We start from the raw sequence: 24200 nt of genomic DNA on the forward strand, positions 1-24200 counted from the left end.
GGCATCGCTCTGGCCTGGTCGACCGTGATCCTTGTGCCGGTGTTTGTGGCCTGGGTCTGGTTCGCTTCCCGATTTGGCGGCAAGGCAAAGGAACGCCAGCATGAGCGCGGCGCCAGGCTGACCACTCTCCGCGATCTCGAAGCCCGGATCCGGAGGCACAACAAGGCGCTCAAGATGCTCCCCCGCAAGGGGAAGCCTTTCTCGATGCGCAAATGGATCGAGAGCAGCGATGACGATGGCGGGTTCGTCTTCATCTCGGCCCGCTACGTCGACCTCAGCGTGTGCTCGCAGCTCCTCACCGTCTGGCTGGACCTGGCGATGAACACGCTGATGACCCTCGATCGCACCCGTGACTTGCGCATCTGGTTCTTCATCGACGAACTGGGGGCGCTCCACCGCCTCCCTGCGCTTGAGAAGGGCCTCCAGACCGCGCGCAATTTCGGCGGCGCGATCGTCACCGGCATCCACGCCTATGCCAAGCTCAAAGAGGTCTACGGCGACAACATGGCGATGACCTTGTCCTCGCTTGCCCGGACCAAACTCGTTCTCGGGACCGGCGATGCCGATACAGCAACCTGGTGCTCCGACTTCATCGGCCAGCGAGAGGTGCGGGACATGGACGAGGGCTACACCTACGGTTTCAACAATGCCCGTGATGCCGTCAGCCTGACCACGCGGCGGCATATCCAGCGGCTCCTCCTTCCCGACGACATCAAGGACCTGCCGCGCCTTGTCGGGTACCTCAAGTTTCCCGATGGCTTCCCTGCAGCGGAGGTCAAACTCACACCGGTCGACCGTCCGATGCGTTCGAAAGCGTTCATTCGCAGGGCAGTTGATCCCTTCCCAGCTCGGCCGATTGCGCGAGAATTGGCGGATGGAAGCACCTGCGAGGACGAGACGGGATCCTCGGCTCAGGAGCACCCGTCATCCAACGATGATGGTGCCGGAAGAAGGCTCGATCCGCGCCAGGGCGTGCTGCCGCTTGTTCCCCGCGAGCCGGAGAACGGCGAGGGTGACGAGCGCGTCCAGCATCGCGGCAGTCTGACGGATCAGGCCGCTGAAATCGGTACGGCGAAAGGGGATGCTACCAGCCCAGGTGTGCCACGCGAGGGTCAATCGGCAGACGAGATGGCGGGCGTTCAAGGTGCTGGTTCTGTGCCGACCCGCGGTACCAGCCCGGAAGCGGCGAAGGCCAGTGGCGACGGTGATTTGCCGGACAAGTCGGCGCCAATCTATGGCAGGTCATCGGCATCTGACACTACTCCGGTGCAATCAGATCAGCCCCTCTCTGAGGCACCCCTGGCGCTGACCGACCCCCGCCGGATGGCACTCGAAGGGGATGAGTCGGAGGCGCATCGTGCGCCCCGCGAGCCTCGCGACGTCGGAGAATTCGACGTCGAGATCTGAAGTGCCTGCTCCCCCTGGACGAGGTCCCTGTCCATGCTGTCCGTTGCCAATGTCCGCACCGCCGGCGGTGCTGCCCGCTACTTCGCCGCCGACAACTACTACACCCGTGCCGATGCCGATCGTTCGGGCGAATGGTTCGGCAAAGGCGCGGACAGGCTGGGGCTTTCCGGCGAAGTCGATGCCAATACCTTTGAGGCCATTCTCAAGGGTTTTCTGCCCGATGGCACTCGCCTTGGCACCGACAAGCGCGAACACCGGGCAGGGACCGACCTCACCTTCTCGATGCCCAAGAGCTGGTCGCTGCTCGCCCTAGTCGGCGGCGACCAGCGCATCCTTGAGGCCTACGCCGAGGCGGTTAAGGAGACGCTCGTCTGGGCCGAACGCAACCTCGCCGAGACCCGGATCGAGGTGCGCGGCAAGGACAAGGCCGTCGCGACCGGCAACCTCACCGTCGCCTTGTTCATGCACGATACGAACCGCAATCAGGACCCCAACGCGCACATCCACGCGGTGGTCGCCAATGCGACGCAGGGTCCCGACGGCAAGTGGCGCGCCCTGCGCAATGACAAGCTGTGGGAGCACAACACCCTCCTCAACGCGATGACGATGGCGCGCTTCCAGCTCTCGGTCGAACGCCTGGGGTACGAGGTTGGCGAGGTCGGCAAGCACGGCAACTTCGAGGCGGTAGGCGTGCCGAAATCCGTACGCGATGCCTTCAGTTCGCGGCGTGCCGAGGTGCTCGATGCTGTCTCCCGTATGGACCACAAGGGACCGCGCGCGACCGATGCCGCGACCTTGATGACCCGCGCCGAGAAATCACCGGTCGAGGACCGCTCCGAGCTGGTCAGCGCTTGGAAGGAGAAGGCCATATCCATAGGCTTCGATCCTTCGGTCGTCATGGCGAGGGCCAATGCGCGTGCGGCCCAGGGCCTTGGCGAAGTCGGCAAACTGACCGCGATCGTGCGCGGGACGATTACCAGGGCGCAGGACCTTGCGGCCGCGCTCGCCGAGCGCTTTGGGCTCAGGGAAGGCGATCCGCTGATGCCTCGGGATCTCGCCAAGCGGTCACCCGAACAGGTCGCGGCAGCCCACGCGGTGGCATCGGCCGTGCGGCATCTGGCCGAGCGCGAAGCGGCGTTCTCGAAAGTTGATCTCTACCGCGCAGCGCTGGGTTTTGGCCTGCCCGCTGCCCTGCCGGCGATCGAGCAGCGGGTGCAGCAGCTGGTCCGGCAAGGCTCGCTGCAACGCGGCGCCGGCGTCAATCAGGGCATGCTGACCACGAAAGACGCGGTCGCATCCGAACAGCGCATCGTGGCCGCCGTGGAGGAGGGCAGGGGGAAGGTCTCACCGATCGTCACGGCCGACGCGGCTGGCGTGCGGCTGCAGAGCCTCTCACAGAGGCGGTACGGCATCAGGCTCAATGCCGGCCAGGAGGCTGCCGGGCGTCTCCTGCTGGGCTCTACCAACCGGATCGTGGCGATCCAGGGCGTGGCCGGTGCCGGCAAAAGTACAGTGCTCAAACCCGTGGCCGACATCCTGCGCGAGGAGGGCAGGGTGGTCCTGGGCCTCGCCGTGCAGAACACCCTCGTGCAGATGCTCGAGCGCGACACCGGCATCCCGTCGATGACCGTCGCGCGTTTCCTGCGCCGCCATCAGGACCTGCTGGAGGATGGTGATCCAGCCCGTCTCGCCGAGGCCCGCTCAGATATGAAAGGCGCTGTCATCCTGCTCGACGAGGCCTCAATGGTCGGCAACGCCGACAAGGAAAAGCTGGTCCTTCTCGCTAACCTTCTCGGTGTCGACCGCTTCGCCAGCATTGGCGACCGCAAGCAGCTGGGGGCGGTCGATGCGGGCAAGCCTTTCGACATCATGCAGCGCGCCGGCATCGAAACCGCCACGATGAACACCAATATCCGCGCCCGCACCATGGCCCTTCGCGCTGCGCAGCAGGCTGCGCAAGGCGGTCGGATCGATGAAGCGCTGCGGCACCTCGGCAAGAGCGTTGTCGAGGTCGGCGAAGGGGCAGCGATCGAGGCGGCGGCGGCGTGGCTCTCGCTAGCGCCGGCTGATCGGGAGCGCACCGCGATTTATGCCTCTGGGCGCGTGCTGCGCAGCGAGGTCAATGCCGCCGTCCAGACCGGGCTCAAGGCCAATGGCGAACTGGGTCAGACGGCGCTGAGGCTGGACGTGCTCTCACGCGTCAACACAACGCGCGAGGAGCTGCGCTATGCATCGAGCTATCGCCCGGGGATGGTCGCCGTGTTCGACCGCGACAACCGGGCGCAAAAGCTTGGGAAGGGCACCTACACGGTCATCGACAGCGACAGGCAGCGCGGATCGGTGACATTGGAGGGCGAAGGCGGCAAGCGCACAGTGCTGAAAGTTGATCGGCTTCGTCCTAACGGTGACTACGACCCGCTTCGTCTCTTCGAAGTCAAGCGCCTCGATATCCATGCCGGCGACCGGATCCGCTGGACCGAGACCGACCACAAGCGTGGGCTCATCAACGCCGACCAGGCGCGCATCACGGCGATCGGCCGGGATACGGTATCGCTGGTGACCTCGACGGGTATCGCGCATGATCTGCCGGCCAGCGATCCGATGCTGAAGCGCCTCGATCTGGCTTATGCCCTCAATGCCCACATGGCGCAGGGGCTCACGTCAGATCGCGGCATTGCGGTCATGGACAGCCGCGAACGCAATCTTTCCAACCAGCAGACCTTCCTCGTAACCGTCACTCGCCTACGCGATGGGCTGACCCTCTTCGTCAACGATGCCTCGCGGCTGGGCGCGGCCATCGCCCGCAACACCGGAATGAAGCGCTCGGCCCTCGAAACCGTGGGCCTGCTGCGCGAGGCAGCCGCTTCCGGTCTTGCAAGAGGGAAGTCCGAGGCAGCGCTGCAGAGCGAGCCTCCCGTCCTCAAGGAACCGCCCGAACGCGAGAAGGCGATGGTCAAGCCTTTCGAGATGGGGATCTGAGACGGTGTCTCAGACCTTGCGGCCGAACCAGAGCACCCGGCCGACGATGTTCACCGAGCGGCGGTCCAGCCCTTGCCAGCTGGGATAAGCCGCATTGTCGCTGACCACCGAAATCTTCCGGCCCTGGGGTTCAATCGCGATCCGCTTGACGTTGAGCGCCCCGTCCATGCGCAGGACATAGATCCCGTCGCGCAGCTTGGACTGCTCGTCCGACACATCGACCAGCACTTCGTCGCCGTCGTGCAGCGTCGGCTCCATCGAGTCGCCGGTCACCTTGATGATCGAAAGGTTGGTGGGCTTGGCCTGGGTCAGCTTGCGCAGCCATTTGTCGTCGAAGCCGAACTGGCCGGCCTTGGCCTCTGAGCCAGCCAAAGCACCGTGACCTGCCGAGGCTTCGACATCGAGCACCGGGATCTGCACCAGTTGCACGATCGGTGTGGCCAACGCAGTGGGTCCGCCTAGCACGGCTTCATCGACCCCGAAGAACTGGGCCAGAATCTGCCGGTCGCGCTCGTCGAGATAGCGCGGGCTACCTTTGCGGATGAACTGCTGGATGTAGGATACGTTGCGGCCGAGAAGCCGCGAGATCGACGAGTAGTTGACACCGCGCTGGCGGATCAGCTCGTCAAGCGTTGCGCGTGGATCGTCCATGGTCTGCATTCCTGCGATTCTAGGATTTCGTCCTAGGGCTAGGAAACATCCTTAACGAGAACGAAAGAGGAACACAAGGGCGTGTTTGCTAGAGCTGCGGCGGGACTAGATGCCGATATTGAGATCGAGTTGGCAACCTTGGGATACTGTGGTGCGAGCTTGCTGTGACGACCAATTGAAGGCGTTCCGACCTCGAACGAGGAACGTCCGTTAACGCCAAAACCGGCCATTCTGTGTGTCGCGATTTGTTGATCGCTGTCGCCAACATAGCCGTCGTTCAGCGGTTCAAATTGGCTTCTCGAAAGCTTCCGTTTGTTCATCAAGCTCTCACGGTGGACCGACTGACCAGATCTGGGGACAAAGCCGTCGCTGCCCACGCCCCTATTCAATGCGCAACTTGCGCTGCATCAGGCTGAAGGAATCTTCAACCTCGTCTTCGTCCATCCACGTCCGCTTTTCGGCTCGACCAAGATGCAGCAGCGAGATCGTGAAATCGTAGTGGTCGGAGACGAGGGCGATTTCCTCGCATGGCTCGGCAAACCATACGTCTGCGCCATGCTCGATTGCGCCCTTGCTATTCAGAGGATCGGAGCGCGTGGCGAGGGACAGAGCGGGCACCGCAATCGGTGGGCGGCCAACCGTCTTGAAATATGCACCGGTCTTGAGCGCGCGATCACTCGATCTTGCCCAAAGAATATAGCCGTCTCGCGAAACGACGAGCACGGACCGGCGCTCGGTGAATTGAAGCCAACGTAACGTCGCCGCTATAAGCGAAACGTCGTATCTCGAAGCGCAAGCGCCGATCTCATCAAGGGTGGGTTTCGCTTTTGGGTCGATTTGTCTGCGGAAATCATCGAGAGGCATAAGCAGGCCGACGGCAAATTCGTTAGCCTGTTGCTCGATCTGTGCGTATTCGCTGTCCCAGCGCACCATGTCCTGGTCGCCGCATTCCATCCCATCGGGATATGCAAGGCGGTGAAGCAGGTAGTGACCGAACTCATGTCCCAGCGTGAAATTGATCCGGCCTGGCGACCTGATCGCATCGTTATAAACGATCCCCCAACCTTTCTTCGCCGATGGGGCGCGGTACAGCGCGCCATCGAACCCCGGCAAGGACGCACCCTTCACCAGCGTGATCGGATCGTCAGGGAAGCGCTGCTTTGAATATTCCTTGGCGAGCTGTGGAATATTGACCGGAAAACGCTCCGGTGCATCGCCGTACACTGCATTGAGCATTGTCGTGATGGAGTTTGCCCAGCGTTGCGGCGACCAGCTCTTGGTCATGTATCCTCATCCCAAAGCTTTATGATCTGACGCACTTTTGCCTTTGTCGCGGAATCCATCTTTCGATATTGGCGATAAAAACGCGCATCGGCCGCATCTTCCTGCGAGAGTTCATCACCTTCGTCGAGTAAAAACTCGATTGTCGTTTCAAGTTGTTCGGCAATCTTTGCGAGTTTTTCCGCAGACGGCCTTGGAGGGTTCTTGTTTTCTAGCTCCCATATATAGCTTTTGCTCGACCCCGTTAAATCGGCGAGCTTGTCCAGCGTCAATCCCTTCTCTTTGCGCAACTTACGAATCTTTTCCCCAAGGATATTTGCCAAAACCGCTTCTCCCGCCTTGCCGTGTTCGGTGTAGAGGTATTTTATAGGCTTGACTGCCGAATAGCAACTGTGCAAGCATGTTCGGAGTAGGGGTATAAAGTGTGCCTCGCGAGCTTTACGGAGCACAGCTCATGGGCAAAGGACCGAAGTCCCACCACGTCGTACCGAATCCAAACGGCGGATGGGACGTGAAACGGGGTGGAGCAGGACGCGCGAGCGTACATGCGGACACCAAGCGGGAAGCTATCGATCGGGGTCGCGAGATCAGCCGCAATCAGGGCACCTAATTCCGCATCCACAATAAGGATGGCCGCATCGCCAGCAGCGACAGTCATGGCAACGATCCCAGTCCGCCAAAGGGCTGATTGCGGTCAACAATGAAAGCGCAGCCTGTGATGCTGCGGAGAGTGAGGTAGAATGGCCTGGAATCAGGAACGTGCAGCACTACGCATCCAGCGGTTCAAAGAGACCGTTCCGCAAGGTGAAATTGTCGTCGAGGATTTTGCCCGGTATCTGGGTGAAAGGCGAGTTCTGAAGGCGAGCGGCGGGCTCACTGACGATAAGCTCGCAATTCTTCGTGTACCCCGCAACCGCGCCATCACAACGCACGGTGCGCATATCTATGCGAACCTCATCGATTTCAACGGTGTCCTTGAAGACGCTGGCGTTGAGACCGAAGCGAGCCATCGGCGCGCTTTAGAATTCCTGCATACACACTACAGTGCCTGCGACAGCCTTATCGACGAGTTTGAAATCCAGCGCGTCGATTTCCACGGCTCACGTCTCCATGCTGTCGTGCTAACCCCCGAAGGGCGAGAGAACGAACCGGAGCGCATTCGCAAGGCAATCTCGTTTGCAGCGGCATTTCGCCGGATGGTCGAGCGCCTCGGCAACGATTTCCCCGAGTTTCAAACGGCGGTGCGGGTCGGCATAGACAGCGGTCCGGCGGTGGCAATCGATAGCGGCAAGCGTGACGAGCCCGACCCCCTTTTCATCGGTAGCCCTGCAAACCATGCGGCCAAGCTCGCTGACGGAGACGAAGAAGGCATCTTTCTCAGCAATCGTGTGCAGCACGCGAGAGACCAGAACGCGCCAACTTCCTTCACCGCTCTGGCAAAGGCCGTGGAAACAGGATTTCTGCAAGAGGGCGTCAGTGCCCGAGGTCAGACATTCAATGCCGACACGCGTCTGGCGAAAGCCTATATTGATTTTGAAGCTCAGATGAAGCGCCGCGAATATCTCGAGCAGGCTTCAGATGCAGCCTTCCGCTTTCACCATAAGGAACCGCCGCTCAAGGACATCGTGTTTGCCGAGCATCCCCCCAGCAACGCGATACGCATGCCACTGGCCTCGATATTCGCAGACATCGACGGTTTCACTGCCTATGTGGATCACGCCATCCAGACCGGAAATGTAGCTGAAGCCGTTGCCAATCTGCATGTGCTCCGCGCTGAGATGGCTGCTGTGCTGCGGGAAGATTTTGGGGGGCGCAAAGTGCGCTTCGTCGGCGATTGTGTGCACGGACTTCTCGCAGAGGGAAACTCTCGCGAGACCAACGCGATGGATTCCATCCGTGCCTCAGTGAACGCGGCAGGTGGTATTCGTTCCTCCTTCGATCTTTGCAAGATGGCCTTGCCGGGTATCGCGGGCCTCGGCCTTGCCATCGGCATCGACTTCGGCCCGACACCAATCTGCCGCATCGGGCTTCGCGGTGCGGCCAGCGTCAGGACTGCGACAAGCCGCGCCACCTGCGTTTCGGAGAACGAACAGCGCCGGTGCACAGGAACGGAAACCGCGATAGGCGAGAAGGCCTATGCGGTTGCGCCTGCCGTCGTTCGGCAAATCTTTGGAAGTGAGCGCGTCATTTCCAACATGGATTATGATGCGTCGGCAATGCTTCTGGGAACAATGGCATCGCCTTACGTTTCGTCTGTGCAGGCGGAGCCGATGCGCGCGCACGCACCCGAGCCAATGAGGGCACATGCGAAGCTGTGAGCGGCCATGCCATCCCGTCATTTAGAAGGCAAATGCCCCGCCTGGTTTTCGATAGAAACATCGTCGTCGCTGTATCTTGTAGGCACAGCGTATGTGCCCGGCACTCTCTGGTCGGGCTCCGGCGTCAAATTGCACATACAGGGATATTCGACGCTCAGCGTTAGGGAAGAATCTCCCGGCACAAAATTCCCGGCCCGTTGTCCCGAACGCCACATACAACGCGATCAGACCTTTTGTGTGGGCCTGCATACTCTCGAAGTGGTATCGGACGAGACGGCCATTCAATGGTGGGAGCAACTAAGACAGTACCTTTGCTGCCAGTCGATTGCCGAAAAGACAGGTATCTGGCCGCCAGCGCACGCGCTCGACCATGGCGGTGCAGGCGAATGGCACGAAAAGGCGCTCATCGCGGCACGCGAGCTTGGCTTTGAAGAGGAATACGCCGCCGCCTATCTGGGCGAGCCCTCATGGATCACCGATCCCAATCTTCGTTTTTTCGACAAGAAGGGCAACCCGATCAACGGTCGGGCACCATGCCCAAGAGGGTGCAAGCACAAAAGTCGTCGCAAGTGGCCGATTGTGCGCAAGGACTGCAAGAAGCGGACGCCAATGCTGGAACTTGTCTTTTATGAGCAGAAGAGGAAGTTTCATCTTGAAAAATACTGGCAGGATGCCCGCGCTTTGGGCGAAAATTGTTGCGGTAAAATGAAGTCGTGCGGATTACGCTGAAAGGATTGGAGGATACTATGGGCTCATTGCTGGATAGATTTAGTGGAGACGAAAACAAAGGCAGGCTCATAGAAGCGGTTTGCGGCCAGGATTTGGTCGCGAATGACAAGGACCTTGCCGAACAGATCGTTGCCGCCGGGGTGTTGCAGGAAATTGCCGATGGCGATGTCATCATCAAGCAAGGCGACTGGGACGACGACCTGTTTCTCATTCTTGCCGGAAAGATGCAGATCACCATCAACGGGCGTCCGCAGGCGGTACGCGAGGCTGGCACGCATGTAGGGGAGCTTACCGGTACATCCCCAGCGCGGCCTCGCACGGCTACCGTTTCGGCGATCGGCGAGGCGCTAGTACTTCGCCTCAAGCACACTGCGCTGGATGAGATTACGCGCGATAGCCCTGCCTATTTGAAGCGGATGCTTGATGTGGTCGCAGGACGGCTTGACGAGCGAAACAAGGGCATTGGGCAAACAAATGACATTCCCAGAATTTTTGTGATTTCGTCATCTGAGAAGATCGGTGTCGCGAATGAAATCGTGCGGAATCTCGATTCCAAGGAAATTGCAGTTCAACTGTGGGATAAAGGGACATTCGGCATTTCCGATTATCCCATAAGCTCGCTGATGGACGCGATTGAATCGTCCGACTTCACGATTGCCGTTGTCGGGGCGGATGACACCCTCACCATGCGAGGCGAAACCCATCAAGTTGCTCGCGACAATGTCCATCTCGAATTTGGGATTTCTCTCGGCGTGCTGGGGCGTCGGCGATCAATGCTTCTTGTTTGCGCAGATGACGGCGGTCGTTTGCCGAGCGATGCAGCAGGTTTGACCACGCTGCGATATCGGACCGGTTCCGACGATGAAATGAAGCGCACGGTGCGCAACGCCTGCATCGAAGCGAAGGAGCACATTGAAAAGGAAGGCGTGTTCACCGACAGGCGCGCCCGCTGATTGATTGATGTGAGGTCCGAATGTCTTCTTTCGTCGATACGTTGAGCGATTCCGTCGATGACATTTTTTCCGTCGCCTGGGATGAGCGCGAGGGTCGGACCGTGCCGGATTCCGACAGCGTGACGCTCCGCAACGGTGCCGTGAAGCTCGATGCTGTGTTCCTCTACGCCGATTTGGCTGGATCGTCTCGCCTTGCCCGCGTTTGCCAATGGCAAACGACGGCGAAGATTATCCGGGCCTATCTTGACGTTGCCACCCGCCTCATCAGGGCCTGGGGCGGAGAAATTCGCAGCTTCGACGGTGATCGCGTGATGGGGGTCTTTATTGGAGACACGCCAAACAGCAACGCTGCGAACTGCGCAAGAGAGATAGACTACGTCGTTGAAAAGATCATCGCGCCGAAAGCACGGGCAAAATTTATATCTGTGCGCGACAACGACTTGCAAATCACCCACTGCGTAGGGATCGACGTGGGTGTGGCCCGCGCCGTTCGCGCTGGCATCAGAAATAATAACGACCTCATTTGGATAGGAAAGGCACCGGCATTCTCGGCCAAGCTTTCCGATGTGCGAAACTATCCCTGGTGCGTCTATATTTCTTCGCGTTCGTATAAGAAGCTCTCGGATAGTGCCAAATACGATGGCGACGGCAAAGATATGTGGGTCGGTGTCGAACGCAAAGTCGGCGACGTTAAAGAAACTGTCTACAAAACCAAGGTGATCAGAAAGCCTTGATGTCCGTGGCTACCGGACTTTTCCTGCGTTGTGAATTCCCCGTTTAACTCTCAATTACGTGCCGATGACTTATTGCCACGCCCTTGCGGGCCGGGCTCTCGTGAACCGCGCCAACCCTTGGCTGTCACGGTCGGTCGAGTGTCCGGACCGTCACTACATTCACTTCAACGGCGCCAATCACCGAATGAACGAACGGCAAGTCCGGCCAGATAGACAAAGAAACCGGCCTTTCCAGATCGTCCGCCGCCCTGGGCATTCTGGCACCGATGTTCGAGCCTGTGAACGAAGGTCAGCTTGAGCCAACCTCTATACCGAAGCTGCCCTTCCGGTTCGTCGTAAGCATACGCCGAAGGCCGCAGCGTGTTTCGATTAGGCGGCGATTGCGCGCTGGTTGGCGCCCCAGTTCCACGGCAACAGCGCGTCGAGTTGGTTGACCGGATGGTTTGCGATGCGGGCCAGGGTATCGGCGAGCCATGCCTGCGGATCGACGTCGTTGAGCCGGCAGGTCTGGATCAGCGAATAGGCAACGGCCGCGCGCTGGCCGCCGCGATCCGAGCCGCAGAAGAGCCACGACTTGCGCCCAAGGGGCACACAGCGCAGCGACCGCTCGGCGGCGTTGTTCGAGAGGCAGACCCTGCCATCATCGAGGAAACGGGTGAACGCGCCCCAGCGACGCAGCATGTAGTTGATGGCTTTGGCAACGTCATGGTTGCGGGAGACCCTGGCGAGCTGCGCGTTCAGCCACGCATGCAGTTCCTCCATCAGCGGCGCGCTCAGCTCCTGGCGAGCAGCGAGCCGCTCGGCGGGGTTCTTGCCGTTGATGTCACGCTCGATCGCGAACAGGGCATCGAGCTTCTGCACGGCTTCCAGCGCGAGCGGGTAGATGACCGGCACCTTCTCGCCGCGGCTCTTCTTGCGTGCCGCACCCTCGACGTCGGCAAGCTCGAAGAACTTCCGACGCGCGTGCACGAAGCACCCTGCTTCCAGGATCGGCCCGGGTTGGCGATCGGCAACATACAGATCACTGTAGCCGCCATAGGCATCGGCCTGCAGGATCCCTGACCAGGACGCGAGATGTGCTCGAGGATGCTCGCCGCGTCGGTCGCGCGAGTAGTGGAAGATGACTGCCGGCGGATCAGAGCCGCCGAACGGCCGATCATCGCGCACATAGTCCCATAGTCGGCCGGTATCGGTCTTGCCCTTGGCCATGACCGGCACCGTCGTGTCGTCGCCATGGAGGCGCTCGGCGGCAAGGACGTGGGCCTCGATCATCCGGTAAATCGGCATCAGGGCGTCGCACGCAGCCCCGATCTGGTCAGCCAGCGTCGAAACGCTGAGCGGGACACCTTCGCAGGCAAAGCGCTCTGCCTGACGGTGGAGCGGCTGATGCTGGCCGTACTTGTCGAACATCAGCATGGCGAGAAAGCTCGGGCCAGCCCATCCGCGTGGGGTGACGTGGAACGGTGCCGGCGGCTGCGTGATCTTCTCGCAGTCCCGGCAGGCAAACTTCTCGCGCACTGTCTGGATGACCTTCCACGCGCGCGGGATCACCTCGAGCGTCTCGGTCACATCCTCGCCAAGTCTGGACAGGCGATTGCTGCCGCAGGCCGGACATGTGCACGGCGCGGAAACGACCACGCGCTCACGCGGCAGGTGCGCGGGGAACGGCTTACGGACCGGCTTCTTGCGCTCGAACGCGGAAATGGACGTCGCCTTCGCTGCGGCGGCTTCGGCGGCGAGCTCGTCTTCCGCCGCATCGACTTCAAGATCCTCATACCCAAGCTCGAACTGGGCGAGCAGCCGCTCGGTGCGCTCGGCACTGGCCCCGTACTGCTCGCGGCGCAGCTTGGCGTTCTGCAGCTTGAGATGGGCGATCATCGCTTCGGTGGCGCTGGCCAAGGCCCGCGCGTTGGCCAGCTCAGCCTCGACCACTGCGGCGCGTTGCTCGGCTGCCTCGGCCTTCTGCAGCGCCAGCGTCAGCAGCGCCTTGAGCGCTTCGGCATCATCCGGAAGGGGCGAAACAGCGGCTTCCATGGGCGCGAGTGAATCACCGACAACCTCTCGAAGCAAGCCGGAAATACCTGGATGATCAGCTATCCCGCGCTCTGCGGGCGCCACGAATACTGCGGGTTGCGCCAGTCGATCCCGTCCAGCAGGCAGGCCAGTTGCGAGCTCGTCAGCGACACCGTCCCGTCCTTCGCCGACGGCCACACAAACCGGCCCTTCTCGAGCCGCTTCGCGTAAAGCGACATGCCAATCCCGTCGTGCCAGATAATCTTGACCAGCGATCCGGAACGGCCACGGAATACCCACAGATCACCGCAAAACGGGTCCTTGGTAAAGTGCTGCTGGACCATTGCGGCCAGACTCTGCATGCCGCGCCGCATATCGGTATGGCCCATCGCGATCCACACCCGCGCACCCGCCGGAATCATCGCATCGCCTTCAAGGCAGCCACAGCAAGCGCGGGCGGGGCCGAGGCGAAAATCCGCAATCGCCGGCCATCGGCGAAGTCCAGCACGATCGCGGCTTCCGGCTCTTGCGCCGAAGCGTTGGCGGTGGTCCCGGGCTCGTCCTCGATCACCGCCGGAACGAATGCCTCCCGAACCTGTCGTAAGGCTGCCCGGCGCCACAAGTAGATCAAGCCTCGGGAAACATCATGACGGCGCGCAACATCCGCCACACAGGCACCCGGCGAGAATGCCTCGCGCAAAATCTCGAGCCGATCCTCATCCGACCAATCCCGGCGGCGTCGCACCCCCGTCAGCACCGTTACCTGTGTCATGGCTGTCCTAAGCGCGCCCTATTGCACGACCTATAGGACGTCCTGACACACCGGACGACAGCAGCAAGCGCGGCTCACCGGACGGTTACGGTTCGTCCGCACTCACGGCCATTCAGATGCCAACGCATGAACAGCTGCTTTTAGCTCAACCTGTCATTTAATTGGTGATCACGGAACGGTAAGAATGTCCCAGGTTCGGTCCGTTCGTGCGTCTGACCACCCCTCTACTACCCGCTCGGACGATCGATGACAAATTGGTTAGGCAGCAGCGACGGCCGACATGCGGCGTGCTCGCGCTTCCTCGTGCATATTGACCGGAGTTGCTGCCAGTACTCGCGTGACCATCATCATCAGGAACCTGCCGGGTGATAGGATCGCCGGGATCTGGTCAGCCAGAATCGTTACCTTCGGAAGCGCCGCAATGATCTCGGCAGCGCTGGCCTCTGGGAGCACAGGAGCGATCTCCTCAACGCTTGGTTCAGGCTCGAGCCCTGGTTCGAGGATGCCAGCCGGTTGTTCTGAGGCGGTGTCGGTGACCGCTTCCTCGTCGGCATAGTCCATCATCACGAGACAAGTGGCGTGATAAGCATCGTCCTCTTGGCCGAGCTTGGCGAGGAGATCGAACAGCCATTCGGCTGTCTTAGGTTCCTTCTGTAGGATGTCCGAGCGCAGTCCAAACGCGAAGCCCAACGCCGCGAGCGGATGCCGAAGCCGAAGGTTCTTGGCGTCACCATAGGATTCTTCTATCCGGTTGGGTGCGTTCTTACCGTAAGAGGAGTCCATCCGCTTCGTTGAGATTAGCAATTCGGGACCAGTGACCCAGTCGGTCATTATAACATCGACCTGCTTCAGATAATTCTTGCCGAGAATATTCGCCGACGACGACGTGACGCCCGGAATCGAACTCATTCTGGCGACGCGGTCCGCGATTTGATTGCGCAGCGTGCCCGGCAGCGACTTGATAAGATTAGCAGCAGCCGCAGGCAGGATGCGCGGGTGGACCGGGCGCGGCCAGACCTGATCGGCAAAGAAGCCTGCGCGGCGGAGCTCGTAGCTAAGCCAAACATCTAGCGCGAGCGCCGGCACGCCGGAGGTCGTGCTTGCCTTTAGATGCAGTGGCACGCCGAGCAGGCGCTCCAGCGTTGCATAGTCCGGATCGAAGCGGAGTTGCCCATCCGCGCCTATCACCCAGGGATTGGTCGGCACGCCACCCGGCGCTGCGTCCGCCACGATATGGTCGAACAAGACCCAGGCTTTGGACTTCGATGAGGGTTCAATCGCCACGATCAGTCCGCGCTCGTCGAGGGCTGGTAAGTCGCGAGGTGCGTGAACAGCAGAGTGCCCGAAGGATCAATCGGCATAATGCCTCCAGCGTTGCATGACGATGACCGCATCCTCGAGCGCCTCGGTTTCAGCCTTTGATCGGGTTGCAGCGGCCGGGAACGCGATCCGCCCCGCCTCGCGCGGTTCGAGCTTCAGCATGCCGCCGCCAAGCGCATGGCCCTCAAGCTCGCAGCTCAGCCGCACGAACGGCGAGGACCAGCTTGGCATCAGCTTGGCGGCAAGCGCCTTGTCGCGCACCCGGATTGCATGGACACTGTTGGTGCAAGAGACGCCGGCCATGTTCCGGACCAGATTTGCCCCGCGGCCTGACATATAGCTCATCACATAATCGGGGATCTGCACATCAGGCACAACATACCAAGGCGCGCGGTTGCGGCATTTATACCCGAGGCGGGCCTCCCGGCCCGGTGCGGAATCGAGATAGTCCCGGACTGATTTGGGCAGCTCAATGTCGCGGGAGAGCCGGAGCAGTAGGACCGGGTCATCGTTGCGAGCCCAGTCAGCGACAGTCGCCTTGGTGATTTGCTCATCGGGCATCGCTCGGCCGTTTCGGACTGACGGCAGTAATAGGCTAGGGGGAATGCGGAGCTTCTTGGCTTCCGAGGGCCGCAAATGGAAGAACTGATTGTCGCCGCTGATATAGCCTATCCCAACGGTCGCGAAATCGGCGAGCCGGTGCGTGTCAGGGCGGCCCAGCGTTGCGGCATAAAGTGCCCGTGCAGACGCCGGGAGGAGATAGGGGCGGAGGCGCCGGTTCCAGACCCTGCGCCAATCTTCAAGGTCGACCCGCAGCGTCAGCTTGGGCGGTGTTCGGGTCGGCACGAAGTTGTCCACTACCGTCATGTCGATCGCACTGGCCGTCCCGCCGAAGCCCTCTGCGTAGAGCAGCCAGCAATCTTCCGACAGCGCAGGAAACAGCTTGTCGCGCACCGCGATGATCTGCACTTTAGCAAACGACTGGACCAGATAGTCGAGGAGCGGGGCCGCATAGGGGGCGTGGCCGATCTCTGCCGGGACTACGAAAGCCATCCGCCCGCCACGCTTCAACAGCCCTGCGGTTGCCACGATGAACGGCGCCCAGGACGAGGTGAGGCCGGTGAAACTTGCCCCGAGGTCGAGACACAGGTCTAGCGCCCGTCGCCGCGTCTCACCCTTGAAATGCTGGTATCGGATGAAGGGCGGGTTCCCGGCTGCGCATTCGAAGCGCTCATGGGTCTCGGTCGCCCAAGTGAAGAAATCTCCCTCATGGATCAGCGCGCCTGGTGCGCGTTTGATCGCGGCATGCGCTGAGATCGGATTCTGCTCGATCCCGACGCTGTTGCTGTGAAGCGCGAGGAACCGGCCATCACCGCACGAGGGGTCGATCATGCGGTCGCTCGGTTTGCGGCAGGCCCAAGCGACCAGTGCCGCACACACGTCATCGGGCGTGAAATAGGCGCCCGAGCGCTTCTGCGAATATTCCGGAGTAGTCCCCACCATCACGCACACCTTAACCTGCTCGAGTTGATCTGCAACCCAGCATGATGGAACATAAAAGGAACAAAAGCTTGGTGCAAGAGGACACTTGCCAGTTCAGCCCACCCCATGCGCGCCGCGATCGGACGCGAGCGAACCAATCGCGTTCCCCGTGGCATTGGCGAGCATATCGGCATCACCTTGCCAACCGATCACCTCGTACCCCATCACACGCAATTGGGCTCGACCAAGGGCCGGCTAAATTATGAGGAGGCAGCTCTATTGCTATTTCCCCGCTGAAGGCAGGCTCCCATTCTGCGGATAAACCGCCCTTAACGTGCACGCGAAACATATGATTTTGCGGCCAGAGGTGTTGTCTGGGCCACGCCTCTTCGATAGGCATCTTGTGCAGACAAGACGGGGAGGGTGTCGGTGTCTTTCTTTACCGAGGCGGAGCAAGAACAGCTTCGCGTTGCCCGTATGATCATTCACGTAATCGGCCGCCAAGACGAGGCGTTTGAGCCTGCGTCGGAAGTCCCCGTACAGGAAGAGCTGTTCTTCCGCTCCCGGATCTTGGCGGAAGCCAGTGATGCCGTTCATCAGTTCGATGCGGGCTCGCTGGTCCGGCCAATCATCGAGCGCATGGCACGCGATGAAATCAGCTTCGAGCGGGGCGGCCAGGAGTTGGCCCACCTTTTTGCGCGCGATCACGTCCGGCAAGCGACGAGCGGCGCGTTTTTCGTACTGCAGCTGGAAGGCGGCGACGACACGCGGTTCTATGCCCTGATCAAATACGACTACCGCGAGGTGGTCGAACTTGCGCAAATGGACGGACGCAACGTCTTGCGTGCCATCGTGCAAGCTTTCGTCAAGGAACGCAAAGCCGTACAGAAAATCTGTATCGTACGGGTCGTAGGCGGCGTGGCTGAGCCCATGGTATCGGCAGCGGATCGCATGCACCAGGCACCTGATCTCACCGACTATTTTGCCCGATACCTCGGGGTGTCACGTAACCGAGACGACACTGAGCTGAGCGACCGGCTGCACGAAGCCATGCGTGGCGCGCTGAGGGATGTCAGTGAACATCTGCCGCAGGGCGGGGTGCCCGCAGCCCTTCGCCGGATGAAAGAGGCGCTTCGGGCGCGTCGGCCGGTGACGAATGATGATGTCGTCGACGCAGCGCTTCATGCTGCTAATCGTCCGGAGGAAGAGAGGATACGCGCGGTCATCGAACGCAAGGCCAGGATGCATCTGCGCCGGCAGGGGCTCGATGACGTCACGTTTCAGCCGCAAGCCCGGATATTCCAACTGCGGCCAAGGGAATTCGTTCGGACTGCGGAGGAAGTCAGAATCGAGTATCCTGCTGAGCAGATAGGCCAAGCAATTAACAGGTCCGAGAAGGATGGGGTCATAACCTTTACGGTCACCACAAGGCGGATTGTCGAAGATGGAACGCTCTCGAGCAGACCTCGCGCGCGCGATTGACGCACTTGCGGCAACCCATCGCGCCACAGTTACAGAGTCCCGGACCGAACTTGCTCTCTATCAACTAGATGGCCTTGGTGCGCGCGATGTGGTCGCGCGCTTGGCGCCGGCTGGCTTCACGCTCATCCGGCTCGCCGATGAAGGGAGCGACCTGGGAGTCGACCAGCTCGACGACGACTCTGGTGGCATCGAGCTCGTCGCGACTAAGCCCATCGCCCCGGACTCCGTGTTTCCCGTGCTCACCGCGACCGGCTTTCTGGCCGCCCTAAAGCGAGCGCCGGCCGAACCGGTACTGTGGGTGCAGGGTCTCGATCGTTGTATCGAGGCAACGACCGTCTGCTATTTACCTTGGGGCACCGAGCACCCATTCGTTGTTGACCAGCCGCCAGCTGATCCATCGCGCGTAGTTCGAGTGCTTGGAAATGCAGAGCCAGTCCAGGAGATCGGAAGATGGCTGCTGCGCGATGCCGATGTCGATCTGTCTGGGCGCTTCTTATCAGGTTGGCGGATGCACGCAGCAACTGCACTCGCTAGGGCACTCGCCCAGGAGATTGAGCCTGACGAAAAGCTGCTGTTTCGCGGACCGCCGCCGACGAGGTTTCGCAGTAGCGGTGCCGATCGTCTGGAAGTGCCCGTGCTCAACCAACTGCAACGGGTCGCGGGCTGGGTCTATGAGAACCCTCGCGAACTTGAAAATCGTCACGGGCTCGTCGCGACAGAGGTCGCGCGTACTGCCTTGCGCGACGGAGATATCACAGACCTCGGTTCTGTTATGTTCGGCGCCCTCGAGGGCGCTCGAATTGCCTACGGTTTCGGTATCTCCCAGCAAAGCCGTGATGCGTTGAAGTCGTTGAGCGAGCTGCGCAAAGCCGTGTCGGACGAAACGACGAAGCTGGCGGACGCGACGCGAACGTTGGCGGCTGCGGTGATGACCTCCGCGGTCGGCAACGTCGGATTGGTCATTGCCCGGCTTACGCTTGGCAGGGATTCAAAGTTTGTGGCTTCAGCGGCAGGCGTCATCGGCCTCGTTCTGGCCATCTATGTTGCTGTGGTCATCTGGACGGGATGGCACTTCCTGACCATTCAGCAAGATCTTCGGCGAGACTGGCGCGAACGACTCTATCGGTTCCTTGCAGACAACGAGTACGAGCGAATGGTGACCACACCAGTCGAGAAGGCTGAAATGGGCTACAAGAAGTCCGCCATTGCCAGCGGCGCAATCGCTGTCTTGATGTTGGCCTCCGTCTTGATCATTGTCTTCTGAACAGACTCCAAGCTGCAATTACCTTTACGCAGCTGACTCGGAAACTTTTGCCTCCTCCTCCACCGCGACATGATCATAGGCGGCCTGGAAGGTGCAGCGTCAATTTCCTCGGTTGAATTCACTGCCAAACCTCGAAGCAGGTGGCCGGGGGCAGCTGAACAACGGGCAGTTCAACGATCTTGCAGTGGATTCCGGACAGTCTTTATCGTCCGCAACCTTCGACATAGTAGAGATGGCCGTCACGACCTGGTGAATGGCGGGTTTCGGCCTAGCTGGACGTTCTCGGGCGTGGCGGGGAATGGCTGCAATGTCCCACAGTCGGTCCCTGCAGCGCGCTGGTCAGGGAGCAGCACTCATAGGCATTGGCAGGCCATTTTGTTTATGGTATGTTCCGGTGGCAAGGTGCGGAACTCTCATGACCGACAGAAACCATCATCCAGACGAGGCTGCTGCCCACCGGAACTGGGAAGGGCTGGCCGAATTGGATCGCGCGCTGGCCGAGAACCGGTTGACCGAATACCGGATCAAAAAGGCTTGGGCTGATCCCCTGGTGCAACTGTTTGGTCTTGGCGTCGGAGCGGTGTTCGCGGCTTACATCTGTTTCGTGATCTACTGGGACCTCATTCGCCAGTAGGCCGCTTCCAATTCCTTGCCTCCTGCGCTGCACGCGGAGTGGCGCCCTTGGCATCGCCTGTCAGGCCTTCGAGTGAATTCCGCTGCGCTTCGATGTGCTGCCTTCCGGCCTGCTGAGCCTGAAGCACTTCATCATGAAGTGACTGTGGTTGCGGAGGTTGGTTCCGGCTCAGATCCGGCGCTCGTCTGCCGGTGGACCGGCGAATCTGAGGTTGTGAAAGGGGCGCTGCTTCAGGAAGTACCAGCTTGCCTGCCACATCATCGCGAACTCGATCAGCGTAGACCTCGACGAACTTGCGCTGCAGTGTCTGACCGGCCGCACTGAGCTGGAAAGCGGTGTCGTCGAAGCGGGCATTGCCATAGAAGTCTCGGTTGCTGTCGATCTCGGCCATACCCCAGTCGCGATAGGCCTGGCTGAGATTGAGGCTGCCCGACGAATTGCGGCTGGCGAAGAAGGAGGCCTGAGTTTCGAGCCTGTTGGCCGTCTCCTCAGCACGCCGGGCTTCGCGTGAGGTGGTTTGGGCTTCCGTCATGCTCGCATTGAGGCCGCTTGCGCGGGCTGATACCGCCGTATTGCTCGAAGTGCTGACAGTGCGAACGAACCCATCGCGCAGACTCGACCAATTCCGGCTGTCCGACATCTGCTTGAGGCTGCCCATAATGCTGGAGCGGTCTTCCGATGCAATCCCGGTGTCGGTCGCGGTCCAGGACTGATTGCGGCCACCTTTCAGGCCGATCGCGCCGCTGAAGATCCCAGCTTTGCCAGACGCTCCACCGCTCGCTTCGCCGTTCAGGAACCACGCGACAGAGATATCGTCAGCCGCACGCCGCGAGAGCCCGAACTGCCGCTGCAGGCTAGCCGAGGCCTGATCGACCTCGCCGTAGGCCGTTTGAATGCTGTCTGATGTAGTGTTGCCTTGCGCGGTCTCGCTGCCACTGGCGCTACTGAATTGCTGGCGCAGTTCGCGGAACCGCGCGACAGCGTTGCTGGTCGATTGGCTCGCAACATTGGCGAGGGTCTCGCTGCGGCTCTTCGCTTCGGATGCCATCGTGGCAAGGCGCGAGGAGAACTCTGCGCCAAGGGTGGGCGTGAAGGGGTAGCTCGAGTTCGGGACCTGGTCGTAAGCCGCGTCCGGAAAGGCCGTGGTGGTCGCGCCGCTCGCGCTGGTGGCGCGAGTCTGTGCGGCACCATAGGCAAAGCTCGGCGCGATCGTGCCTTGCGCGAACTGGCGCGTGAACACGGTCGAGTTGTCGAGGCTGGTGTTGCCGAGCGATACATTGCCGGTGCTCGCCTCGCGCGCCGCTTCCTCTGCGGCATTTTGGCTGGGATTGAGGTAGGAGGTCGCTTGCGAAGAGATCGCGAGAGCCCCGCGCGCCACGCCGCCCGCAAGGAACGGAACCGACGCGATAAGATAGCCGGCAAGGAGGCCGATATCGGCGTTGACGTCGGTCATGCCGGTGAAAGTCGCGAGGGTAAGGCCGTTTCCGCCCGCGACCGCGCTCAGGTCGGCAGCGCCTTTGACCATCAGCATCATGTGCAGGATGGCGAAAAGCGGCCCCCATGCGGCGAGGTAGAAAAAACCAGTGACGTAGCCCTTGAGCGCGGCTGGTCCGGTGCGAGGCAGCAGGAACAGCGGAAACAGCACCGGGAACAGCGCGTAGAACAGCACGGTGAGCACGATATTGAGGAGCGGCACCCACTTCATCGCATTGCCCGCGATCGAGCCGTAGGTGCGCTCGGTCTGGATGTCGGCGCGGGTCGAGGCGTAGACATCGACGTTGGCGGTTCCGCTGCTCCCGGCAAAGCCGTGCATCGCCTGCGACATCGCGTTGATCGTCAGTGTCTGCTTGAAGATCTGGGCCGCATTGGAGGACACGCCGGTGAGGTACTGGTAGGCGACCGGCAGATCCGCGAGGAGCTTGGCTTTGGCAAGCGCTGCCGTCTGGTTCGGATACAGCTGGCGGCCGAACGCCGTGGTCATCGTGGTAATGAGACCCGTCCATTGACCGCTCAGCGCGGTGTAGGCCTCGCGGCAGGTGACAATCGAGGTCGTGACCTTGCCGCTGGCAGCATCGCGGGTGAGGAACCGCTGCGCGCGGGCCTGGCTCCCCGGCGCAATCGTCGCCCAGATATCCGGGCTGTTCGCCAGCGTCTGCATCGATACCCGGCCCAGCAGCACATCGTAGAACACGCATTGCCGGAAATGCTCGTCGAGATTGGCGGCAAACTCCGGATCGGAAATGCGCAGGCCCCGTGTCGCGTCAAAAAGGCGCGCGCCATAGACCATCCCGTTCTTCGAATAGCCGAGCTGAGGCGGGAGCGCGAAGACCACTTCAGCCGAGCCCGTCAGATAGTCGCCGATCTGGCTGGTGAAGCTCGCCATGAGCGCAAGGCCGAGCGGCACATTGCTGACATTGGCGGGCGCGAGGCTCGGGTTGATGCGGTCGGTGACGTGGACGTCGAGCCGGGGCACCATGAGGCAAGTGTACATGAGCGTGGCGCCAAGGAACCAGTTGATCCAGGCGCGCCAATCCTGCCCGAAGGCGAGCGTGAGCGCCGAAAGTCCGAGCCCCATGACCATCACGACCTGCAGCAGACCCTTGTAGCCGCCGTTGCCGGTCCAGGCGGCGACCGCCCGGAACACTGCGACAAGGTAGTCACCGCCGCCGATCGTGAAGACTTCGACCATGGAATGGGGTCCCTGAACTGAGCGGGATGCCGCGTGGCGCCCGCTCTCATGAAGTGTCAGTGGGTGAGCGCGCGGGTTTCGACGGCGCGCGACCAGTCGAGCGCGGCGGCCATGCCGGGCGACATCTGGCTCGCGAGCAGGTTCTCGATGAAGGCGGTCTTCTCGATGATCTGCATGATCGCCCCGACTTTGGCCTGGGTGTTGGCCTGCCGGTCGGCGAGCGCTTGCCGGACCACGTTTACCTGGCCCTGCCACAGCGTGATCTTGGCCTCGTCGGCGCCGATGAAGCTTGCCATCGAGCGGCTGGATTCGCTGACGATGCGGTCGAGCACCGCAAAGAGCAGGTCAACGCTCGCGATCTCGGCGAGGGTCTGGCGGTCATCGGTCGGCATGCCGCGCCCGTAAGCGGCCTGGACGGTCAGGATTTTGTAGAGCGGAACTGAGGAGACCTGCAGCAGCTCCTTCTGCGCGGCCGTGATCGGGGTGTCGGCGCGGATGGCCTGGACCATGCCGTCGATCAGTGCGGCGATGCGCGGGCGCAGGGCCTTGGAGGTTGGCACCGAGAGCGACGCGAGGCCGGGATTGAGGCACTGGTCGGGTTCGTCGCAGTGGAAGATCTTGACCGCGCTCCCCGAGCTGCCGTCGAGCAGCGCCGAGACCAGGGTCGAGGAGGCATCGCCCGCCACGGGAATGAACTTGCCCGCGCTGTCATCCTTGGGCGGCTGGTAGATCACGGTACCGACGAGCGTCATCGCGTACTCTGCGAGCTCCTGGTCGAACTTGCCGCTGGGCGAGAAGAAGGCGGACTTCTTGAGCACAGTCCAGGTGTAGTTGCGCGCGACCCCGGGATTGACGTCGGCAAAGCTCCCGTCCGCCTTGGCGGTGGTGGTCGCGCGCTCGCCGCGCGTGCCGCAGCCATGCTTGGCAGCCGCGTAGTCGGTGAAAATGCCCTGGCTGTTGCCGATGGCCTCGCAGACCGCCTTGTCGGCCAAGTCGCCCTTGGGCCAGACGCCGCCGACGAGCCCCTGCGCCATCTCGCAGGAGTTGATGCTGAGATTGTTCATGAGCTGCGCCTTCTGCGCAAACTCCTGCATGATCTTCGAGCATTCCGGGCAGACGGTGTCGATGGCGAGGCTGAAGGCAAAGCCGACCGCATTGTTGGCGACGGCTTTGAGCATCGCGACGATCTCGCTCGCGTTGATGAAACTGAAGGAGCCCGCGAACAGGTCGATGCCGCCGCAGCCAGCGCGCGCCTTGGGCAATTGCAGGTTGGCAATCGAGGTCGTCTTCTGCGGGAAGCGCATCCAGACATTACCAAGGCTGTAGTAGCCGGCCGACTGGCCCTGAAAGGCGGTCGGGCCGCTGACATTGGAGGCACCGCCGACATCGTTCAGGAAAGAGTCCATCGAGCTCCCGACATTGGCCGAGACCGGCACCGGGATCGCGGCGATGGGAAGGGCGAGCGCCATGATCGCGGCGATTAGGCGCTTAG

At 61.3% G+C, this 24200-nt stretch carries 19 protein-coding genes and 1 pseudogene; 10 read left to right on the forward strand and 10 right to left on the reverse strand.

Annotated features, from left to right (window positions below):
* Window positions 1-162 precede the first annotated feature (162 nt).
* Together ACO06X_RS18150 and mobF are read left to right on the forward strand one after the other, a co-directional pair.
* Window positions 163-984 (forward strand): annotated as a pseudogene (locus tag ACO06X_RS18150) (type IV secretion system DNA-binding domain-containing protein); the annotation flags it as partial.
* Window positions 985-1440: 456 nt separating this feature from the next.
* Window positions 1441-4386: a MobF family relaxase gene (gene mobF, locus ACO06X_RS18155; protein WP_421837552.1), complete on the forward strand. Its 2946-nt coding sequence runs from the start codon at window positions 1441-1443 to the stop codon at window positions 4384-4386.
* A gap of 9 nt (window positions 4387-4395) precedes the next feature.
* Here mobF and ACO06X_RS18160 read toward each other — a convergent pair whose 3' ends face one another.
* The 3 genes from ACO06X_RS18160 to ACO06X_RS18170 form a co-directional block, all read right to left on the reverse strand.
* Window positions 4396-5037 carry a S24 family peptidase gene (locus ACO06X_RS18160; RefSeq protein WP_421837553.1) on the reverse strand — a complete coding sequence of 214 codons (642 nt, stop codon included), beginning with the start codon at window positions 5035-5037 and terminating at the stop codon, window positions 4396-4398.
* 381 nt (window positions 5038-5418) lie between these two features.
* The gene (locus ACO06X_RS18165) at window positions 5419-6321 is read right to left on the reverse strand and encodes an ImmA/IrrE family metallo-endopeptidase (RefSeq protein WP_421837554.1); all 903 of its coding nucleotides are present in this window, start codon (window positions 6319-6321) and stop codon (window positions 5419-5421) included.
* Window positions 6318-6716 (reverse strand): helix-turn-helix domain-containing protein, encoded by a 399-nt coding sequence (locus ACO06X_RS18170; RefSeq protein ID WP_245828764.1) that lies wholly within the window; start codon window positions 6714-6716, stop codon window positions 6318-6320. Before ACO06X_RS18170 ends, ACO06X_RS18165 begins: the two co-directional genes overlap by 4 nt.
* Window positions 6717-6772: 56 nt before the next feature.
* On the opposite strand from ACO06X_RS18170, the gene ACO06X_RS18175 reads away from it, so the two are divergent.
* The 5 genes from ACO06X_RS18175 (at window position 6773) to ACO06X_RS18195 (ending at window position 11052) form a co-directional block, all read left to right on the forward strand.
* Entirely contained in the window at window positions 6773-6928 is a 156-nt protein-coding gene (locus ACO06X_RS18175; protein ID WP_421837555.1) for a DUF2188 domain-containing protein, read from the forward strand.
* 130 nt (window positions 6929-7058) lie between these two features.
* On the forward strand, window positions 7059-8636 hold the full coding sequence (locus ACO06X_RS18180; RefSeq protein WP_421837556.1) for an adenylate/guanylate cyclase domain-containing protein: 1578 nt from the start codon (window positions 7059-7061) through the stop codon (window positions 8634-8636).
* A gap of 6 nt (window positions 8637-8642) precedes the next feature.
* Window positions 8643-9365 (forward strand): E2 domain-containing protein, encoded by a 723-nt coding sequence (locus ACO06X_RS18185; RefSeq protein ID WP_421837557.1) that lies wholly within the window; start codon window positions 8643-8645, stop codon window positions 9363-9365.
* Complete coding sequence (locus tag ACO06X_RS18190; protein ID WP_421837558.1) at window positions 9350-10318, forward strand: TIR domain-containing protein; 969 nt, start codon at window positions 9350-9352, stop codon at window positions 10316-10318. Before ACO06X_RS18185 ends, ACO06X_RS18190 begins: the two co-directional genes overlap by 16 nt.
* Before the next feature lie 20 nt (window positions 10319-10338).
* Window positions 10339-11052 (forward strand): adenylate/guanylate cyclase domain-containing protein, encoded by a 714-nt coding sequence (locus ACO06X_RS18195; RefSeq protein ID WP_421837559.1) that lies wholly within the window; start codon window positions 10339-10341, stop codon window positions 11050-11052.
* 369 nt (window positions 11053-11421) lie between these two features.
* Here the strand turns inward: ACO06X_RS18195 and tnpC are convergent, their stop codons facing one another.
* The 5 genes from tnpC to ACO06X_RS18220 all read right to left on the reverse strand — a co-directional run bounded on the left by tnpC (window position 11422) and on the right by ACO06X_RS18220 (window position 16660).
* Window positions 11422-13086, reverse strand: coding sequence for an IS66 family transposase (tnpC, locus tag ACO06X_RS18200; RefSeq protein WP_421837560.1), 1665 nt, complete (start codon window positions 13084-13086; stop codon window positions 11422-11424).
* A 59-nt stretch (window positions 13087-13145) separates the two neighbouring features.
* On the reverse strand, window positions 13146-13487 hold the full coding sequence (gene tnpB / locus ACO06X_RS18205; protein ID WP_248290274.1) for an IS66 family insertion sequence element accessory protein TnpB: 342 nt from the start codon (window positions 13485-13487) through the stop codon (window positions 13146-13148).
* A complete protein-coding gene (gene tnpA / locus ACO06X_RS18210; protein ID WP_421837561.1) occupies window positions 13484-13837 on the reverse strand; it encodes an IS66-like element accessory protein TnpA in 354 nt (117 codons plus the stop codon). Before tnpA ends, tnpB begins: the two co-directional genes overlap by 4 nt.
* A 258-nt stretch (window positions 13838-14095) precedes the next feature.
* Window positions 14096-15121 carry a hypothetical protein gene (locus ACO06X_RS18215; RefSeq protein WP_421837562.1) on the reverse strand — a complete coding sequence of 342 codons (1026 nt, stop codon included), beginning with the start codon at window positions 15119-15121 and terminating at the stop codon, window positions 14096-14098.
* Between the two features lie 66 nt (window positions 15122-15187).
* Entirely contained in the window at window positions 15188-16660 is a 1473-nt protein-coding gene (locus tag ACO06X_RS18220) for an Eco57I restriction-modification methylase domain-containing protein (protein ID WP_421837563.1), read from the reverse strand.
* A gap of 408 nt (window positions 16661-17068) precedes the next feature.
* Here ACO06X_RS18220 and ACO06X_RS18225 point away from each other — a divergent pair, with 408 nt between their 5' ends.
* The 3 genes from ACO06X_RS18225 to ACO06X_RS18235 all read left to right on the forward strand — a co-directional run bounded on the left by ACO06X_RS18225 (window position 17069) and on the right by ACO06X_RS18235 (window position 20019).
* Window positions 17069-18121: a hypothetical protein gene (locus ACO06X_RS18225; RefSeq protein ID WP_421837564.1), complete on the forward strand. Its 1053-nt coding sequence runs from the start codon at window positions 17069-17071 to the stop codon at window positions 18119-18121.
* Window positions 18075-19385, forward strand: a complete 1311-nt coding sequence (locus ACO06X_RS18230; protein ID WP_421837565.1) for a hypothetical protein — start codon at window positions 18075-18077, stop codon at window positions 19383-19385. The genes ACO06X_RS18225 and ACO06X_RS18230 overlap by 47 nt, the downstream gene beginning before the upstream one ends.
* Before the next feature lie 415 nt (window positions 19386-19800).
* Window positions 19801-20019, forward strand: coding sequence for a hypothetical protein (locus ACO06X_RS18235; protein ID WP_421837566.1), 219 nt, complete (start codon window positions 19801-19803; stop codon window positions 20017-20019).
* Here the strand turns inward: ACO06X_RS18235 and ACO06X_RS18240 are convergent.
* Window positions 20006-22708: a conjugal transfer protein TraG N-terminal domain-containing protein gene (locus ACO06X_RS18240; protein ID WP_421837567.1), complete on the reverse strand. Its 2703-nt coding sequence runs from the start codon at window positions 22706-22708 to the stop codon at window positions 20006-20008. The two genes, ACO06X_RS18235 and ACO06X_RS18240, sit on opposite strands and share 14 nt — an antisense overlap.
* Window positions 22709-22764: 56 nt before the next feature.
* Window positions 22765-24177 (reverse strand): conjugal transfer protein TraH, encoded by a 1413-nt coding sequence (locus ACO06X_RS18245; protein WP_421839948.1) that lies wholly within the window; start codon window positions 24175-24177, stop codon window positions 22765-22767.
* Between the last annotated feature and the right edge of the window lie 23 nt (window positions 24178-24200).

Origin of the sequence: Novosphingobium sp., assembly GCF_965229225.1 — a bacterium.
In the GTDB taxonomy this organism is placed as follows: Bacteria; Pseudomonadota; Alphaproteobacteria; order Sphingomonadales; family Sphingomonadaceae; genus Novosphingobium.